Annotated in this window: 15 protein-coding genes; 4 read left to right on the forward strand and 11 right to left on the reverse strand. The window is 61.0% G+C overall.

Features of this window, described 5'->3' with window-relative positions:
• Positions 1-3 precede the first annotated feature (3 nt).
• From ACZ5WW_RS21935 to ACZ5WW_RS21960, 6 genes are all read right to left on the reverse strand, one after another.
• Complete coding sequence (locus ACZ5WW_RS21935; RefSeq protein ID WP_377162894.1) at positions 4-1,086, reverse strand: SAM-dependent methyltransferase; 1,083 nt, start codon at positions 1,084-1,086, stop codon at positions 4-6.
• A 70-nt stretch (positions 1,087-1,156) separates the two neighbouring features.
• A complete protein-coding gene (locus ACZ5WW_RS21940) occupies positions 1,157-1,831 on the reverse strand; it encodes a response regulator transcription factor (RefSeq protein WP_377162896.1) in 675 nt (224 codons plus the stop codon).
• A complete protein-coding gene (locus ACZ5WW_RS21945) occupies positions 1,828-3,858 on the reverse strand; it encodes a PAS domain-containing sensor histidine kinase (RefSeq protein ID WP_377162898.1) in 2,031 nt (676 codons plus the stop codon). Before ACZ5WW_RS21945 ends, ACZ5WW_RS21940 begins: the two co-directional genes overlap by 4 nt.
• A gap of 8 nt (positions 3,859-3,866) precedes the next feature.
• Positions 3,867-4,562 (reverse strand): hypothetical protein, encoded by a 696-nt coding sequence (locus ACZ5WW_RS21950; protein ID WP_377162900.1) that lies wholly within the window; start codon positions 4,560-4,562, stop codon positions 3,867-3,869.
• Between the two features lie 29 nt (positions 4,563-4,591).
• On the reverse strand, positions 4,592-4,813 hold the full coding sequence (locus ACZ5WW_RS21955; RefSeq protein ID WP_377162902.1) for a hypothetical protein: 222 nt from the start codon (positions 4,811-4,813) through the stop codon (positions 4,592-4,594).
• Positions 4,810-5,109, reverse strand: a complete 300-nt coding sequence (locus tag ACZ5WW_RS21960) for a DUF2934 domain-containing protein (protein ID WP_377162904.1) — start codon at positions 5,107-5,109, stop codon at positions 4,810-4,812. Before ACZ5WW_RS21960 ends, ACZ5WW_RS21955 begins: the two co-directional genes overlap by 4 nt.
• 232 nt (positions 5,110-5,341) lie before the next feature.
• Here ACZ5WW_RS21960 and ACZ5WW_RS21965 point away from each other — a divergent pair, with 232 nt between their 5' ends.
• Entirely contained in the window at positions 5,342-6,409 is a 1,068-nt protein-coding gene (locus ACZ5WW_RS21965; protein WP_377162906.1) for a nucleoid-associated protein, read from the forward strand.
• Between the two features lie 12 nt (positions 6,410-6,421).
• On the forward strand, positions 6,422-6,709 hold the full coding sequence (locus tag ACZ5WW_RS21970; RefSeq protein WP_377162908.1) for a translation initiation factor: 288 nt from the start codon (positions 6,422-6,424) through the stop codon (positions 6,707-6,709).
• 5 nt (positions 6,710-6,714) lie between these two features.
• Here the strand turns inward: ACZ5WW_RS21970 and ACZ5WW_RS21975 are convergent, their stop codons facing one another.
• Together ACZ5WW_RS21975 and ACZ5WW_RS21980 are read right to left on the reverse strand one after the other, a co-directional pair.
• Positions 6,715-7,665, reverse strand: a complete 951-nt coding sequence (locus tag ACZ5WW_RS21975) for a glycosyl hydrolase family 18 protein (RefSeq protein ID WP_377162910.1) — start codon at positions 7,663-7,665, stop codon at positions 6,715-6,717.
• 4 nt (positions 7,666-7,669) lie between these two features.
• On the reverse strand, positions 7,670-8,584 hold the full coding sequence (locus tag ACZ5WW_RS21980; RefSeq protein ID WP_377164134.1) for a LysR family transcriptional regulator: 915 nt from the start codon (positions 8,582-8,584) through the stop codon (positions 7,670-7,672).
• Between the two features lie 204 nt (positions 8,585-8,788).
• On the opposite strand from ACZ5WW_RS21980, the gene katG reads away from it, so the two are divergent.
• Positions 8,789-11,029: a catalase/peroxidase HPI gene (gene katG, locus ACZ5WW_RS21985; protein ID WP_377164136.1), complete on the forward strand. Its 2,241-nt coding sequence runs from the start codon at positions 8,789-8,791 to the stop codon at positions 11,027-11,029.
• 135 nt (positions 11,030-11,164) lie between these two features.
• Here the strand turns inward: katG and ACZ5WW_RS21990 are convergent, their stop codons facing one another.
• A complete protein-coding gene (locus ACZ5WW_RS21990; protein ID WP_377162912.1) occupies positions 11,165-11,929 on the reverse strand; it encodes a class I SAM-dependent methyltransferase in 765 nt (254 codons plus the stop codon).
• 81 nt (positions 11,930-12,010) lie between these two features.
• On the opposite strand from ACZ5WW_RS21990, the gene fabV reads away from it, so the two are divergent.
• Positions 12,011-13,204 (forward strand): enoyl-ACP reductase FabV, encoded by a 1,194-nt coding sequence (fabV, locus tag ACZ5WW_RS21995; protein WP_377162914.1) that lies wholly within the window; start codon positions 12,011-12,013, stop codon positions 13,202-13,204.
• Positions 13,205-13,302: 98 nt separating this feature from the next.
• Here the strand turns inward: fabV and ACZ5WW_RS22000 are convergent, their stop codons facing one another.
• Positions 13,303-14,556: a lactonase family protein gene (locus tag ACZ5WW_RS22000; RefSeq protein ID WP_377162916.1), complete on the reverse strand. Its 1,254-nt coding sequence runs from the start codon at positions 14,554-14,556 to the stop codon at positions 13,303-13,305.
• 21 nt (positions 14,557-14,577) lie between these two features.
• Positions 14,578-16,227, reverse strand: coding sequence for a CocE/NonD family hydrolase (locus tag ACZ5WW_RS22005; RefSeq protein ID WP_377162918.1), 1,650 nt, complete (start codon positions 16,225-16,227; stop codon positions 14,578-14,580).
• Between the last annotated feature and the right edge of the window lie 136 nt (positions 16,228-16,363).

Consider the following 16,363-nt stretch of genomic DNA (forward strand, 5'->3'; position numbering starts at 1 on the left):
CCTTCACACCGTCTCAAAGAACATCGTCAACTCGTGCCGGTTGTACGTCAGGTGCGTCTGCGCAAAGAGGCGCAGACCGGCAGAAATGGACATGCCGACGATGAGGCGGAAGAGCTCGTTGGGCTCCTCCAGGGAATCCACGCGAGGCAATTTGAGCGTGAAAACGACGAGGCCTCCCTTCTTTAGAAACCGGGAAAGGCGGATGACCTGCTCGATGGATTCCTCCGGCGGTCCGTTCATATCACACAGCAGCGCGTCATAAGTGGTGCCTGCGCGTGGCTGAAAGGTGGCTACGTCCTCGAGGAAAAACCTCAGGCCGGGGCGGCCGTCGAGACGTTTGTCGAGCGGGGCACGATCAATCGCCGTCACGCGCTGATTGCGGGCGAGCAGTTCCGACGTCATGCCGCCGGGGCAGGCCCCCAGCTCGATCCAGTGAGATCCCTCCTGCATCGGTGGGCGGTAAAGGAGCAGGAAATGCAGAGCCTCCGCGATTTTGGCGCCCGCGCGGCTGATGGTGTCCGGTGAATCCTGGTCGATGTATTTGCTGCCACCGGCATAGAGGCCGTTTGAGGCGCGAGGGCTCTGCATACCGCAAAACAGTCCCTCTTTGCCGACGAGACAAAACAGGGTCTCCGCCTCCGGGGACTGCTCCTCCACGGTCGCGGCGGGCAGCTTGGGGAACAGCTGGAGGACCCGTCCGCGGAGGTTGGACGCCAGTCCTTTGTAATATTTGTCCGGAGAGGTGGGCTGCAGCGTACCGATGAAGATTCCCTGGGGATTGCGGCTGCCGAATTTTTTGAGCAGTGTCTGCGCGGCCTTTTCGATGAAACCGTCCATCTTTTGAGGATTGCAGGGCCAGGTATGCTCCATGGGCAGATTCCAGCGCGCAAACTTCGCTGCTTCAGACTGACGGACAGCCGCCGGATTTGCTGTCTTGATCAGATAATAGTCGAGCCCCAGCCGGGTGCTGGAGAGTGCCCCCATCTGGCGCAGAATGGGAGATGAAATCCCTGAGAAAATTTCAGGGATGCGCACCAGCCACGGGTGCTGGTCCTGGGAGGCGGTGTTCGTTGCGCGGTCGGTCATGCATGAGTGCACTCGTCCTGCATTGAGCTGTCTGCAAGCGGAGGCGTGCTGCCAGGGGGCGGCCGTGGGCTCAGCCAATGCCGCTGGTGCGGCGTGTGACCCATTCGACGGCGGCACGGACGAGTTCGGGTGCGGTGCTGATGCCAAGCTTGGTTTTGATGTGGGAACGATGGGCCTCGATGGTTTTGACGCTCAGGCGCAGATCATGGGCGATCATGCTGGTGCCCCGTCCCTGGCCGAGGAGCTCGAAGATCTCCAGCTCGCGGTCGCTGAGCTTTTCCACGGAGCTTTTGCCGCTGTTGTCCCGCCCAGCCACAAAGCTGTTGAGCATGAGAAGGTTTGCCGCGGTACTGAGGTAGAGCTCTCCGCGGAGCACCTGCCTGATGGCGGTCACCACCTGATCTGGTGGTGCCTGTTTCATCAAATAGCCGCGCGCTCCGGCGCGGAGGGCACGCTCTGCATAAAGGGATTCATCGTGCATGGAGAGCACAAGCACCGGCAGGTGAGGCCTGAGGGCTTTGAGTGATTTTACCAGCTCGATGCCGTTGATGTCCTTCAGAGAGATGTCGGCGATGACAAGCTCAAACTCATGACGCTCCACCAGGCCCATGGCCTGCGCGGCGGTCTCTGCCTCGCCGCAGATCACGATGTCCTTTTCATGCTCGAGGAGCATCGCGATGCCTTTGCGAAAAATGGGGTGGTCATCCACGATGAGGATGCGCTGCTGGCCGGGAGTGCTTTTCATCGCTCGTTCTGAGGGTGGAGATTCGGAAGGAATGACAACTGAGAATGGGATGCAGCAGGCATGCGCAGGAGGCAGGTCATCCTGGTGCCGTGTGTTTTACGTTTCCCGATGGCGAAATCTGCGCCGATCACATCCGCGCGGTATTTCATCAGCCGCAGGCCCATGCCGTCGCCCGCGTGAATGACCTCTGGCAGACCGCAGCCGTCATCGGCCACGCTGAGAGAGAGCAGGCCCTGCCGTAGCCTGAGGCTAAGTGTGATGGAGCGTGCCCCCGAGTGCTTCAGTGCATTTGTCACCGCCTCCTGGGCGATGCGGTAGAGGTGCAGAGCCACGTCATTGTCCGTGATGGGCACCATCTGCTCGCAGCGCAGGCGGCAGGAGATGCTGCCGCTGCTGCGTGCCGCGAGCTCATGCAGGGCGGAAACGAGGCCCTCTGCATCCATGACCACAGGGTGCAGCCCTTTGGCGATGTTGCGGGACTGCTCGACGGACTGGTGGATGAGATCTGCCAGCCGGGCGGCCTCGGCAGCGGGGCCGGCGAGTGCCTGCGCCTCCAGGGTTTTCGTCAGTGACCGCGCCATGAAAGCCAGCCCCGAAAGAGACTGGCAGAGTCCGTCGTGCAGATCCTGGCCGAGGCGGCGCTGCTCCTGCTCGGAGATGTCCAGCAGTGCGTTTTCGAGCCTGTTTCTCTCATCCATCTGAGCCCTGAGCTCCGCGGTGCGTTCCGCCACCCGCCTTTCCAGCTCTTTCTGCGTCTGACGCTGCTCGGTGATGTCCGTCGCCACGCCGAGCACCTTGTCACAGATGCCAGCGTCATTGAACAAGGGGACCTTTCCGGTGCTGAACCAGCGCACCTGCCCGTCTGCCTGGGTGATCTCCTCCTCAGGAATCCGGAGCGTGGTGCCGCTGGACATGACCTCTTGGTCGATCTGTTTGAAATGGGCGATCTGGTCCGATGTGCGGTGAAAGTCTGCGTCCGTCCTGCCAACGAGCTTTTCCACGGTGGTGCTGCAGCTGTGCGCGAGTGCGGCGTTGCCCAGCAGGAACCTCCCCTGGCTGTCCTTCACGAAGATCATGCTCGGGGTGGCGTCTATGACCTGGCGTAGAAAAACACGCTCACGATGCAGCTCGTCCTCAATCTGGCGGCGGTCAGTGATGTCGTTGATGGAAGCAAGCCAGCCTGTTGTCTGGCCGAGTATGTTGGTGTCTGGCACATAGATCACGTGGACTGTGCGGCGGCCAGAGCGCGGGTAGGGCATCACCTCTTCATACTCGACGCGGCGGCCACTCAGCACGCGGGTGATTTTGGGGCGGATGATACGAAAAGCCTTTTTTCCAAGGACGTCGATGATCGGTCTGCCGATGATTTCCTCAGGCTCCAGCCCGAGCATGTCTGCATAGGCGCGATTGACGAAGGTGTACCGCAGGTCGCGGCTGCACTGGATCAGCATCACCGGAGTGTTGTCAGTGATCATCCGGAGCTGCATTTCCTTGGCTCGTACGGCGGCCTCGGCAGCTTTGCGGTCGGTGATGTCCACGCAGCTGCCGATGTAGCCGATGAACTGCCGGCCGGGATCTTGCAGAGGGACGCCTTTGTCGAGCAGCCAGCGGTACTCCCCGTCGTGACGACGGAGGCGGTAGGTCATTTCAAAAGGCATGCGCTCGTCAAAAGAAGCCGCGCAGATGGCGAGACAGCGTTCAAGATCCTCAGGATGGACACCCTCCTCCCAGCCGTCGCCGATCTCCTGCTGGGCGGTTCTTCCTGTGAAGTCCAGCCAGGGCCGGTTGAACCAAGTGCGTTTTTTGCGGGGATCACTCACCCATACGAGCACCGGGGCATGGTCCATGAGCATGCGGAAGCGCAGATCGGTGGTGGTGAGAGCGCCTTCTTTGGCTTTGTGACTGCGCTTGTCCTTGGCGGGCAATGTCCCGGAAACGGGCTTGCGACCACGGCCTGCAATGCCATTCCGTTTTTTTACCCGGGTGGAGCCTGCCGAATCAGACGGCCTGGAGGTGGGGCGCGGCATGAAGCAACCTACTGACTCAGGATTCCGGCTTCAATCTGAATCGTCCGTGGCCGGGGCAGCCTGCCGGATGCATGGGAGAGGCGGGGCAGGTGTGCCTTGAGCACTTGCTCCAAGCGCTCAGTCTCGGGGTTGTCCTCCATCAGCATCGTCCAGTGGCGTTCAAAGCCGCACCAGCGGCAGCAGATTTGCAGGCGCACTCCCGGCCTGGCATGGGAGCTGATCCTGACACCGTGCTGAAACGACCAGTGCCGTATTTGCTCCGCGTGCAATGTGCCCAGGCCGGAAATGCGCAGTCTGCCCTGCGCATAGCAGATGCTGCGAGGCGCCGCCAGGCAGGTGAACAGCGCCAGCCTGGCCATGGAGATGATAAACCAACCGGACAGCAGGCCGCAGAGCCAGCGCTCTGGCGATACGTACTCACCGCCTGCGGCGCGCGCGACCAAGACCAGCAAGAGCATGCAGGTGAGCAGAGCCGAGGTCTGGTTGAACTTTCCGTGCAGGTGGCGTGTCAGGTGCTCATACCGTGCACGGTGAAAACGCAGGGGCTCTTCGATCCAGAGACTTGCCGTGTCTGCGCCGGTCCGGCATGCCCGTCTGCGCCGTGCCAGGTGGGTTACTGCCGTTTGTTTAGACAGGCCATGCCCGGCCCTGCCGGAGCGGAGGACTCCGGCCTGCGGGCTGCTGTCACGTGAGATTTTGTTCATGGAGGCCTCCAGTCAACCTTGCCCCTGGCTCATTCGTTGATGCCGCAGTGATGCCAGTGATGGGCAGATCGGGAGGCCAGGCGCACGCTGCCGGTGAGCTTCATGACTTTCTTTGCTATCTCCTCACTCGAAAGCCGGCCTCCATACGGCGGCTGCTGAGCATGGGAAGTGTCAGCGGAGTGCACACCCAAAGAGATGTGAAGACTGGCCGGAGTGACGTCCATTTTTTGGATGGTGCAGGAATCATTCATGACCAGCCTTTCATTGCGAGTGTGTTTTCGCTTTCCATGACACAGCAGGAGAGGGTTTCCATCTCCTGCTCCCAAAACTCCTCGAGCCGGTCAGATTCGGCGGGCACGAATGCCTGCCCCTGGGCGGCGTAGATGGCCAGCAGCTCTTTTTCTGCCCGGAGCCAGTGCTCCGGGCGCAGGTGCGAACAGCCTTCCGTCTTCCATTTTTTGAAAGCGAGCAGGGCTATTTCTTTGTCGGAAGGGTGCGAACCTGGACTGCAGGTCTCACCGGGGGGGGTATATACAGCAGCATTCATGGTGTGGAGATTGAAGGTGTGATGAAATGCAGTGTGGCACGTCGGTTTCACTCTGAACGGTCAAGTTTTCCCCGCAATTGGCACCGCCCTGCTCGTGATATCAGGGAAACCCTGACGGATTTGTCGTGGTGCTGTGGGCTGCTTTTTCAAAGCTTCCGAACGCGCAAACTTCAATTGGAGAATGGTTTAATCCTTTGCCAAATGCATTCCCTTTCTACTCTCCGCGCCCCGCATGTCCGTCAAACTCCGCCTCAATACCGCCACCGCCACCAAAGTCGTCCTCGCCAAGATCGGCAATCCCCTGCGTGAGGAGCCGCTGCAAACCTCCCGCGAGGTGTTTCAAGTCGCCGAAGGAGATCAGGAAGCGCTCACAGCGCTCTTCCTGAAGCCTTTCAAGGCCTGCATCGCCCACCGCTTCACCCACCATGCCTCATTGCAGCAGCACGAGGTGAACAACTGCGCCAAGGCCATCTTTGAAGATGAGGAAAAGCTGCTCGCCAAGGGGGTTGAGATCGCGCAGCGCCTGTATGCCAAGTCCAACCACCCGAACATCAAAGCAGGGGACCTCTGCATCAGCCTGCTCAAGGAGGTCCACATCGAGGGAGAGCTCGTCAGCGGTCTCTGCATCCTGAAAAGCGACAGCGTGGTGCCCTTCCTGACCATCACGCCGCGCAATGGAGACCTGCAGCTGAGCACCGAGCACGGCATCAATCCCGATAAGATCGACAAAGGCTGCCTCATCCTGAACTACTGGGCGGAAAAAGGCTATTACGTGCTGACCTTTGACCGCAGCGGCGGAGACACCCGCTTCTGGGTGCGCGAATTTCTTGGCGTGGAAGCTGTGCCTGACGCGGCCTTCCTCACCAACGCCTACGCCAAGATGGCTGTCTCCTTCCTGGAGGAGCAGCAGCCTGCCGATGATGACAGCCCGCCCTGGGAAACCGCCACCGCCGCCAAGGACGCGCTCGACTACTTTGAAGATCGCGAGAAGTTTGATCTGGAGGAGTTCGGCCAGACTGTGCTGAAGTCTCCTGAAGTCATCGCCAAGTTTGACGAGCACCGGGCTCGTATTGAGGAGGAGCAGGGGCAGCCGCTGGAGAAGACTTTTGAGATCTCCAAGAAAGACCTCACGAAGGCCAAGAAGCGAATCGCCGCCGTCCTCAAGCTGGACACCGGGGTGGAAATCCACATCAAGCCTGCCGCCAGCGAAACCGATCCGCAGCTGGAGCGTGGTTTTGATGACAACAAGGGCATGAAGTACGTGAAGGTGTACTACAACAGGGACCTGAGCGCATCCTGAGCCGTTTTGCAGATGAATCCACAGCCTGATCCTTCATCCCCACAGCGTCTCTGGAAGATGGGCCGGGTCGTGCTCCAGCGAGAAACGGCTCATCGAGGCGGGAAGACAGTCATCGTCATCAAGGACTTTGCCACGCACCTGCCGGTGTCGGTGATTGAGACCATCGCCAAGCGTGTGCGCTCTGCCTGCGGCTGCGGTGGAACTGTGCGTGACAAGCGCATCGAAATCCAGGGGGATCAGGCGGCCAAGGTGCGTGCAGTGCTGGAGGCTGAAGGGTTTGAGGTGCGGGGGGTGAAGTAGCCGGGTCATTTTTGCAGCGCCCCATGCAAGACGGAGAGCAGGGAACTCTCGCCTGGGGCATCCGAGTTCAGCGACCAGATCATCACACCGCCGAGGCCCTGGTCCAGCACCAGCCTGGCTTTGGCTTGCATGGTGGGGATGCCGTTGTGCCAAATCGTGTCGCCGACCTGATCATCGGTGACGGCCTTGGGGTATTGCCTGATGAGATCTGCATAGCGGTACTCCTGCTGGCGGAAGGCTTTGCCAAAGCCCCAGCCGTAGAAAGGGACGCCGAGCACGAGCTTGGCCTTTGGCAGGCCACGCCGGAGCCAGTAGTCCACGCTGCCCTGTGCAAACTCCAGCGATGAATGCGGGCCGGGCCTGTCCGGCTGCCAGGGGCCGGTGGCGTCATAGGCCATGACATTGATGAAATCGAAGCACGCCAGCGCAGCGTCGGGCACGTCTTTGCCGCCGTAGCCTTTCGAGAGCGCGGCGGTGAGAAACTTGCCCTTTGGCTTCAAAGCCGCAGAGAGCTCCTGAATGAAGGGGGCGTAGTCGCGATTGATAGCGGGCCCTTCGAGATCGACATCAAGGCCGTCGAGATCATGCGTGCTGACGTAGGCTGCGAGCTGGGCGATGAAGCCTTTGCGCTTCGTGGTGCTGATCAGGTCAAACCAAGCCTTGCGCCGGGATGCGTCCTCCGAAGCGGAGCCTCCGCCAAGGGAGACGAGGACTTTCACGCCGTGTGCGTGAGCCTGGCGGATGAGAGATTCGTTGTCAGGCTGGAAGGAAAGCGCCCCGTCCGCATCGGCTGGGTTTTCGAAGGCAATGTTGATGTGCGTGAGCTTCGCGAAGTCGATCTGCGGCACGAAGGTTTTGAGGCCGATCCAGTTGGGCGCATAAGCCACGATGCGGGGCTGCGCCTGCAAGGAGACTGCGGCCAGCAGCATGGTGGCGATGAGGCGGAGGATTTTCATGCTCTTACAATCGGCTGCTTTTTCGTTGGGGAGCTGAGGAGGAGCTCCGTGTCAGGCTGCGCAGTTCCTCCATGAGCACCCTGACCGCCCTGCTTTGAAAGCGGCCGGCATTCCACAGCATGGCGACGGTGCGTGCGGGCTTCTCCCCGGCAAAAGACCGGTACACGCGCCTGTCGCTGGTGTCGATTTTTCGCGCCATTTCGGGCACGATCGAAATGCCGTGGTCCAGTGCCACGAGCTCCTGCACGGTGGCCAGCTGGCTGGTGCGCTCCACCGTCACCGGCTGCACGGACTTTCTGCGGCAGAAGGAGGAGATGTTTTCCGCGAGGCAGTGCGCCTCGTTCAACGTGACAAAGGGGAAGCTCTCCAGGGCCTCGATCTTCACACTTTTGGCAGTGGCCAGAGGATGCGCTACAGGTGCCACCAGCAGCAGCTCTTCCTCAAACAGCGGCTCCACCTCCAGATGCCGCGCGATCACCGGCTGGGCCAGTATGGCGAGGTCGATCTCTCCGTGGCTGCAGCGCCGGATGAGATTGTCAGTGGTGTCTTCCTGCACGATCACCAGGATGTCGGGATGCCTGCGGGCAAAGTGGCTCAGAAGGCCGGGAAGGAAGTAAGGGGCGATGGTGGGGATGGCCCCCAGCCGGATGCGCCCGCGACGGCCCGCCTCTGAAAGCTCCGAGATGGTGTCCTCCATGAGCTGGAGAATCTTTCTGGCACGCTCCAGCAGCAGTTCGCCAAGGTCCGTCAGCACGACCTCGCGCGGCTTGCGTTCAAAGAGGGGGGCGCCGAGCTGATCCTCCAGTTTTTGGATGGCGCGGCTCAGCGCGGACTGTGAAAGGTGCAGCTCATCGGCAGCGCGGGTGAAGTTTTTGGTGCGAGCGAGAGCCACGAATTGTTCCAGCAGGTGGAGGTTCAGATCGCTTCTCATGGGCCAGCCTAGCTATGTGTGTGGTGCATCGCAAGCATTCAGATAATGCATTGGATGCATTTGAGGCGGGCATCCATCATTTGGGCGTTACGACTTCTCAACGTTCGAAACCTTGAACCTGAACCCAACCACCAAGCCATGAAAACACTGCAACACAAGGCCCTGGCGGCTGCGCTGATGCTGACGCCAGTCATGCCGACCACGGCCCAGGAAAAAACAACCCAACCCACCCCAGATATGAACCAATGCCCCGTCATGGGTGCCGCCGCAGGCCCCAACCGCACCACCGCCGCAGGAGCCATGTCCAACGGAGACTGGTGGCCGAACCAGCTCAATCTCAAAATGCTGCACCAGAACTCGCCCCGGGGAAATCCCATGGGCGCGGGCTTCAGCTATGCGGAGGAGTTCAAGAAGCTTGATCTGGCTGCCTTGAAGAAGGAACTCAAGGAGGTGATCACCACCTCGCAGAAGCGGTGGCCGGCGGACTACGGCACCTACGGTCCGCTCTTCATCCGCATGGCCTGGCACAGCGCGGGCACCTACCGCGTGAGCGACGGCCGGGGTGGCGCAGGCTATGGCACGCAGCGCTTTGCGCCACTCAACAGCTGGCCGGACAACGCCAACCTGGACAAGGCGCGCCGCCTTCTCTGGCCCATCAAGCAGAAGTATGGCGAGAAAATCTCCTGGGCCGATCTGATGGTGCTCGCGGGCAATGTCTCGCTCGAATCGATGGGATTCAAGACGATGGGATTCGCCGGCGGACGTGAAGATGTGTGGGAACCGCAGGAAGACATCTACTGGGGGCCTGAAAGCAAGTGGCTGGGAGACGCACGCTACAAGGGCGAGCGCGAACTGGAAAAGCCCCTGGCTGCTGTCCAGATGGGCCTGATCTACGTCAATCCCGAAGGCCCCAACGGGAAGCCTGATCCTATCGCTGCAGCGAAAGACATTCGCGAGACCTTTGCGCGCATGGCCATGAATGACGAGGAAACCGTGGCCTTGATTGCGGGAGGTCACACTTTTGGCAAAGCACACGGTGCCGCGAGTGCTGACAATGTGGGTCCGGAGCCAGAGGGCGCACCTCTCGAAGAGCAGGGCCTCGGCTGGAAGAACAAACACGGCAAAGGCAACGCCGGAGACACCATCACCAGCGGTCTGGAGGGCGCCTGGACCTCCACGCCCATGGCGTGGTCCCATGGTTACTTCACCAACCTCTTTGCCTACGAGTGGGAGCTGACGAAGAGCCCGGCGGGAGCGCAGCAGTGGAAGCCTAAAAAAGGCGCGGGTGCCGGCACGGTGCCGGATGCGCACGACGCCGCCAAACGCCACGCGCCGATGATGTTCACCACTGACATCGCGCTGCGGGAAGACCCGGCGTATGAGAAAATCTCCAGGCGCTTTCTGGAGCATCCGGATGAGTTTGCCGCCGCTTTTGCCAAAGCCTGGTATAAGCTGACTCATCGCGACATGGGCCCTGTGTCCCGTCTGCTGGGCTCCGAGGTGGCGCCACCGCAGCTGTGGCAGGACCCCGTGCCCAAAGTGGACCATGAACTCATCGGTGCGCAGGACATCGTCCGTCTCAAGGCAGACATCCTGGGCTCAGGCCTGACCACCGGCCAGCTTGTCTCCACGGCGTGGGCTTCCGCAGCCACCTTCCGTGGCAGTGACAAGCGTGGTGGTGCCAATGGGGCGCGCATCCGCCTGGCTCCGCAGAAAGACTGGGCTGTGAACCAGCCGGAGCAGCTGCAGAAGGTGCTGGCTGTGCTGGAAAAGATCCAGAAGGACTTCAATGCGGAGCAGAAAGGTGGCAAAAAAGTGTCTCTTGCAGACCTCATCGTGCTCGGCGGATGTGCGGCTGTGGAAGATGCGGCGAAGAAAAGCGGTCATGAGGTGCAGGTGCCCTTCACCCCTGGCCGCACCGACGCCACCCAGGAGATGACGGACGCTGCGTCCTTTGCCGTGCTGGAGCCCAGGCAGGACGGCTTCCGCAACTACCTCGGCCACGAGCTTGACCGTCCCGCACCGGAGACGCTGCTGGACCGTGCGCAGCTTCTCACGCTTTCGGCTCCTGAGATGACGGTGCTGGTGGGTGGCATGCGCGTGCTCGGGACCAATGTCGGGTTTCCTGACCTCGGTGTCTTCACCCAACGGCGTGGAGAGCTCACCAACGACTTCTTTGTGAACCTGCTGAGCATGGGCACGGAGTGGAGCAAGTCGAAGATGTGCGAGCACTTTTACGAAGGCCGTGACCGCGAGAGCGGCGAGGTGAAATGGACGGCCACGTCGGTGGATCTTGTCTTTGGCTCCAACTCCCAGCTTCGCGCCATCGCAGAGGTGTATGCGGGCGCTGATGCCGGAGAGAAGTTCGTCAAAGACTTCGTCGCCGCATGGACCAAGGTCATGGAGCTGGACCGCTTTGATCTCCATCGCTGAACAGCAGCTGATTCCCCACCCCAAAACCGCACCCGCTTCGGCTCATCGCAGCCGGGGCGGGTTTTTTGTTTGAAACATGCGGTCAGTCTGCATGACCCGAGGCAGGAAGCAGGTCTGCGTGCGGTGCCTGCGAGTTCAGCGCCCCAGATGCACGCGGGTGTCGTATTCGAAACAGACCTGCCCTGCCACCTGGTGTGCGTCGTAGATGCGGCGCAACTCGGCCAGCATCTCCGCATGGTGCGGCTGGTGCGGTCCAGGTGCGTAGGAGCTGGAGAGCAGGCGGCCTTTGAGCCCTTCAAAGTCGAAGCGCTGTCCATTGGCAAAAGTATGCGTGACGTATGGGCCGCTGAAGAAAGCAGCGAGTGCTGCGGCGTTCACGTTCTCATGGCGGATGGTGGTGTAGTCCGTGCCAAAGGTGAGAAGCAGCTGCTCAAAAGCTTGGAGGAAAGGGGTGGAGCCGAGTTTGCGCTCGTTCCAGATGAGGGCGATGTGGCCAGCTGGTTTGAGGATGCGCGTGAACTCCGCGCGTGTCTCAGATGAGTTGAACCAATGAAAAGCCTGTGCGGCCACGATGAGATCGATGCTGTGGTCCGGCAATGTGGTGGCCTGGGCACTGGCATTCACGCTGTGAAAGCGGGGGGCATGTGACAGCAGCCGCTCTGCTGCGGCGCGCATGTCCCCATTGGGCTCCACCGCATGCACGCTGAATCCGGCTTTCAGGAAAAGCCCGGCGGAAATGCCAGTGCCGGAACCGATGTCGGCGATGACAGACTGAGGTGAGAGCCCGGCCTCGCGCTGCAGCAGCGGGATGATCTCCTGCGGGTAGCCGGGGCGGTAGCGCACGTAGTTTTCCACACGGTCGGAAAAGCGCTGCTCAGGAGCGGGTGACGGGGCTGGCATGCGGCCAAGGTGGCAGAGACCGGGTGGGAAAACAAGTTGCCAGCCCCCCTGTGGCTGCTAACGCTCAGCGCACTAACTACTATGATCGTCGCACCCAAAATCCGTGGATTCATCTGCACCACCGCCCACCCCACCGGCTGTGCCAAACATGTCGCTGAACAGATCGCCGTCGTGAAATCGCGCGGCCCCATCGCCAACGGGCCCAAGAAGGTGCTCGTGGTGGGTTCATCGACCGGCTACGGCCTGTCCTCCCGCATCGCGGCGGCCTTTGGCTCCGGTGCCGCCACCATGGGTGTGTTCTTTGAAAAGCCCGGCGAGGCCGAGCGCTGCGGCACCGCAGGCTGGTACAACTCCGCCGCTTTTGAGACCGAAGCCAAGGCTGCCGGCCTCTATGCCCGCTCCTTCAACGGCGACGCCTTCTCCGATGCCATGAAGGACACCGTCATCGAGGCCATCAAGGCAGATCTCGGCCAGGTGGACTGCGTCATTTACAGCCTCGCGTCTCCGCGCCGAACGCACCCGAAGACTGGCGAGGTCTTCAAGTCCGTGCTCAAGCCCATCGGCTCCGCTTCCTACACCAACAAGAACCTCAACACCGGCAACGGCGTGGTCAATGAAGTGACCATCGAGCCCGCGAACGAAGACGAGATCGCGCAAACCGTGGCCGTCATGGGCGGTGAAGACTGGGAGATGTGGATCGACGCGCTTCAGAGCGCCGGTGTTCTCGCCGAAGGCGTGCAGACTGTGGCCTACAGCTACATCGGGCCGGAAGTGACCTGGCCCATCTACAAGAACGGCACCATCGGCCGTGCCAAGGAGGACCTCGAGCGCGTGCAGCGCGTGCTGGACGGCAAGCTTGCCTCCCTGAAGGGCAAGGCCTGGGTCTCCGTGAACAAGGCGCTGGTCACCCAGGCCAGCTCCGCGATCCCTGTGGTGCCTCTGTACATCTCCCTGCTCTACAAGGCGATGAAGGCCGAAGGCACACATGAGGACTGCATCGAGCAGATGGACCGCCTTTTCCGCGAGCGCCTCTACAACGGCAATCCGCAGCCGGACGAAGCCGGACGCATCCGCGTGGACGACTGGGAAATGAAGCCTGCGCTACAGGAGCTCGTGGGCAAACGCTGGGCCGAGGTGAACACGGAAAATCTGGCGCAGCTGGGCGACTTTGAAGGCTACCAGACCAGCTTCCTGCGTCTCTTTGGCTTTGGCCTGGAAGGCGTGGACTACAACGCCGAGGTGGACGTCAGCATTGGAGTGCCATCACTGGCGTAAGCGGCGTCGATGCAGAACCAAGTCAGAGGAGGGATCAACGGTGATCCCTCCGTGACTTTTTAACTAAGCGAGAATCCAGATGATCCTCGTCGGAGTGGTCACTGGCCTTTCGCCAGATCCAGAAACACAATGCTCGAAGGATTGCCGACGGCTGCGTAGTGGCCGGTAAAGGCAAGGACGCCGGTTTTCCGGTTCACACGGAAGATCGCCACATTATCGCCACGTTGGTTGAGGCTGTAGAAGAATTCGCCGGTGGGGTCGAAGTTGAAGCTGCGCGGGTAGTTGCCGCGCGTCCACTCTTCGCCAACCAAGGTCAGCGTGCCGTCTTTCCCGATGGCAAAAATGCCGATGCTGTCGTGCAGGCGGTTTCCGACGTAAACGAAGCGGCCGTCGGGGGAAACAAGGATCTCCGAGCAGAAATTGCTGCCTGCAAATCCGGGCGGCAGGCTGGAGATGGTCTGGCGGGAGGAGAGGCGGCCTTTCTCAGTGTCATAGTCAAACAGCACCACGGTGGAGCCCTCTTCCTGCAGCGAGTAGAGCCAGCGGCTGTTGGGATGAAACGCGAAGTGACGCGGCCCGTCGCCCGGAGGCAGGGTGACATGGGGAGGATCGTTCGGTGTGAGCGTGCCTTTTTGGTCGTCAAACTTCCATACCAAGATCTGGTCCAGCCCGAGATCCACGGACAGAACGTAACGGCCCGAGGCATCGGCCTGGATCATGTGGGAGTGTGTGCCATCATGCCCGCTGAAGGCAAAGCTGCCCGGAGGCGCGTTGGTGGCTTTCTTTGGGCCGATGGTGCCAGAGTCCTGCTTGAAATCGGTGGCTTCGCCCAGGCTGCCATCGGGTTTGACGGGCAACACCGCGCATGAGCCGCCGAAGTAATTTGCCACCAGCAGAAAGCGGCCTGAGGGATGCAGGCTGATGTAGGTCGGGCCCTTGCCGCCGGAGCTGACGGTGTTCATCAACGTGAGCTGTCCGTCCTTGGGATTGATGGCAAAGGCGCTGACAGAGCCTGCCTCGTGACTGCCGTTTGCGTCGGTTTCGTTGGTGGAATACAGCACCGTCCGGGCGGCGTTGAAGGTCAGGCAGTTCGGGCTGCTGCCTGACTTGTACAGGCCGCATGGGGTCATGGCGCCTGTGCTGCGGTTAACTTCAAAGAGGTGGATGCCCTGGCCGTTTCCCGGCGGAAGGTCCACCTGCGTGGCCTTCATGTTTTGCAGCGGCGAGGTGAAGGTGCCCACGTAGGCGATCAGGGGTGCCTGGTCTTTGGCCTGCACTGAAAGGGCCGCACCTGCGGCGAGGGCGGTGCTGAGAAAGGAGCGACGTGAAAGGGAGGAAGCGGGTGTTTGCATGAAGATGGGGAAGGGGAGGGATCAGGGCAGCATGGGCAGGATGACTTTGGAGGCATGATTGGAGTCATGCCAGATGGTATTGATGGCAGACACACCGGGCTCAGTGATAAAATGGCTGATGGGTGCGCCGGTCTGCGGATTGGGTTCATAGTAGGGCGCGCCGGTGCTGGCAATGGTAACGCGGATGCGGTGCCCTTTGTTGAAGATGATGCTGACCCAGCCGATGTCCCATGAGAGCTTGGTCACCTCTCCTGGAACGAGCAGCTTCTGGTGGTCAAAGCCTTCGTGATAGCGGGCACGCAGCGGGTAATCCACCAGCAGGATGGAGCGGCCGTCGGGATACAAATCCGTCACGCGCAGGAAGAAGTCGGTATCTTTGGCGGTGGAGGAAACGAAGACCTCACCTTTGATGCGGCCGGTGACCTCCAGCGGCTGGCTCAGCACCTCGGTCGTCCAGGTGCGCACCTCGGCCTGCTCTTCAAAGCCGCGCGCATCTTTGGCCCCGGGAAATCCGGCATAGGGCAGGCTCATGGGATGAACGGGATCGCTTAGATACGAGGTGCTGGCCTTGGCGGCAGAGGGCCTGGCGGGGGCCAGCTTGCCATCGGGCTGCAGGAACCAGTCAGCGGCTTTGCTGGCGGGTGGGAAGTCTTTGGCCTCGCGCCACACATTGCCGGGGGCGCCTTCTTCACCGGTCGCGCCCATCACGTAGTATTTCACGGGCGTGTCCTTCTCGATGCCGTTGTTTTCGCCTTTGAGATAGTGATTGAACCACTTGGTCATGTGCGCATACACATCAAAGAAGGCGTTCTCCGGAAACACCAGCTCGCCGATCTTGTTCGACTTCGGGTAGCCACCGTGCAGCCAGGGGCCGATGATGAGCTGCTGCTGGCCGCGCGAATTCGGGCCGCCGTGCTGATTGCGCCCGATGAAGCTGGCCACGCTGCCCTGGCACATGAAGTCAAACCAGCTGCCAATGGTGAAGCAGGGGTAGTTCATTTTGTCGAAATGCAGCGAGGCATCCTCGTCCTTCCAGAAATCGTCATAGTCCGGGTGCTGGTCCCATTCGCGCAGCATGGCTTCGTTGTCCTTGATGTCGCGTGCCACGGAGCCTCCTTTGATGAAACGCTGTGGCTTGGTGGCACCGCCAATGCGGTAGCCCTCCTGGTAGAGGCTCAGGCCGGTGTCTGTCATGTACTGCGCCACAAGATGCGGTGGCTGAGTCACTGCCAGATAGTTTTGCGCGTAGCCCGCCTGGGAGCCGCCATAGGTGCCGATCTTGCCTGTGCACCAGGGCTGAGCCGCCAGCCACTCGCACACGTCATAGCCGTCGCGCAGCGGTCCCCATTGCAGGCCGCGGTAGCCACGATAGACGCCCTCGCTCTCATGCGTGCCGCGGTAGTTCACCAGGGCGATGACAAAGCCGCCCTCGGCAAACTTGGCCGCTGCCTTGCGCGATCCGGCGCTGGAGATGTCCGCGTAACGCTGCTCGAAGATGGCGGGGAACTTGCCTTCTCCGGGCGGGAAGAACACATAAGCGGAGAGCTTCTTGCCGTCGCGCATGGGTATCATGATGTGCTCTTCACGGACGGGGCCGAAGTCGAGCTTGGTGGGGGAGGCTGCGTGCAGGGAGGCGCAGGCGGTCAGGAGAACAAATAGAGCGTGGCGCATCAAGTCACTACGGGCTCTGTGCACAGCACGTTTCAACCGGCTTCAAAGTGGTGGAAGCTCGGTGCATGCCGCCAAGTATGCCAGACAACATAGGACACGAGCCTATGGTGAAAGACATGAAATGGGCAGGACACCC

Source organism: Prosthecobacter fluviatilis (assembly GCF_055388355.1).